This is a genomic window from Bartonella sp. AP57NXGY, assembly GCF_042195805.1.
Lineage (GTDB): Bacteria > Pseudomonadota > Alphaproteobacteria > Rhizobiales > Rhizobiaceae > Bartonella.
The window spans coordinates 1-1870 of record NZ_JBHIOZ010000012.1 but is presented as its reverse complement, the minus strand read 5'-3'; the positions used below and the strand labels follow the sequence as shown (position 1 = coordinate 1870).

The following is a 1870-nucleotide window of genomic DNA, read 5'->3' as shown; positions in this document are numbered from 1 at the left end:
TCAGCAATGACACGGCGAGATTCATCACGTAAAGCACGCATTTCATCGAGCTCTTTATGATAATTAGAACGAATAAAACCACCATCACGTTTAAGGAGTGGGAGATCATCAGCTAATGCTTGTTCTAAATGAAAGTATAACGCTGTGGGTAATTTTGAGAACACCTGTTGTACATCACTTATTTCTTGAGGCAGAAGCTCATTATCAAGAAGTTGATGCAATTCACGAATGATTTCAAAGCCACGCTGGATTGTCGCCATATCACGGGGACCTCCTCGTCCAAGAGCCAAACGTGAAACGGCGCGGGGCATATCTGGTCCCCCCTTTAAAATAAGCTTTATCGCTTCTGCAAGAGAAGGATTACGTAGAAAAAAATCGATAGAATCCAAACGCGTATCAATAGCTGAAGGAGTTGTGAGGGGAGCAATAAGGCGGTCAATAAGAAGGCGTGATCCTCCTCCTGTTACAGTGCGATCAATAGCTTTTAATAAACTTCCATCCCGTTGACCTGATGTCGTACGAATAAGTTCAAGGCTTAGTCTGGTTGCAGCATCAATAAAAAGAGTTGCACTTTCATTTTGGCGCTCAGGCTGCATGAGGGGAGGGCGATGCGTGATTTGTGTTTTTTCGATATAACGAATAGCAGCTACAATTGCAGAGAGTTCACAGCGTGAATAATCGGCAACGCCTTCAAGAGTTGAGAGTTTAAAATAATTGCAAATATCGCGTTCAGCGGTGAGTGCGTCAAAGAGACAAGCAGGTTGAGGTGAAACGATACGATCAAGAACACTAAAAAGTGACTTGTGAGATTTATCATGAAAAAATGAATCAGAAACAATGATTTCTTGTGGATCCACACGCATAATATCTGCTAAAAGTTTTTCTTGGCGGCTCTCTGTTACACGAAATATGCCTGTTGAGATATCAATCCAAGAAAGAGCAAATTCCTCTCCATCGCTAGTTTTTATACGGGAAAGTGTCATCAAATAATTTGCGCGTGTTGGATCAAGGAGTTTTTCTTCTGTTATTGTTCCAGGTGTTACAAGACGAACAACATCACGCCGAACAACAGATTTTGAGCCACGTTTTTTTGCTTCAGCAGGATCTTCTATTTGTTCACAAACAGCAACTCGGTAACCACAAGCAATCAGTTTTTGTAAATAATCATCTGCAGCATGAACGGGAACACCACACATAGGAATATCTTGTCCTAAATGTTTTCCGCGTGCTGTGAGTGTGATTCCTAAAGCCTGAGCAGCTTCAATCGCATCATTAAAAAATAATTCATAAAAATCCCCCATTCGGTAAAAGAGAAGGGAATCATGATGGACGGCTTTGATTTCTATGTACTGCTCCATCATAGGTGTAAGACGTTCTTGAGAGGAAGCAGATGGGGAGGCAGGCTGTGGAATTAAATTATTTTTATGATTGTTTTTTTTATCCATTTGTACGAGGCCTGTTTCCTTTAAGTGAAGTTTTTACTCTTTTTTGTTTACTTCAATATCTATTTATCTCTAAATTGCAACGCATCATCAGATTTGCTAAGGCAAGAATAGCGATTTCTAATATATGAATCAAATTTAATGACTATACGCATTATCAAGCAAAATTTACACTGTTTTTGGAGAAAATAAAGTGAGATGAAAAAGAGCGAGCAAGATCAGAAAATGTCTCAAACTGTTTACAGTGCGAGCGAAAGAGAAGCTCTAGATTTTCATAGTCGTGGTCGACCAGGAAAGCTTGAGATTGTTGCAACAAAGTCTATGGCAACACAGCATGATTTAGCACTTGCTTATTCACCAGGTGTTGCCGTTCCAGTTAAGGCAATTGCTCAAAATCCAGCGCTAGCTTATGATTATACAGCAAAAGG

The 1870-nt window shown here is 40.1% G+C and carries 2 pseudogenes; one reads left to right on the top strand and one right to left on the bottom strand.

The features are described from left to right. Positions 1 to 1445, bottom strand: a pseudogene (locus ACFIL8_RS03030) (DNA mismatch repair protein MutS); the annotation flags it as partial. 195 nt (positions 1446 to 1640) lie between these two features. Between ACFIL8_RS03030 and ACFIL8_RS03025 the strand changes: the two are divergent. Continuing rightward, positions 1641 to 1870, top strand: a pseudogene (locus ACFIL8_RS03025) (NADP-dependent malic enzyme); the annotation flags it as partial.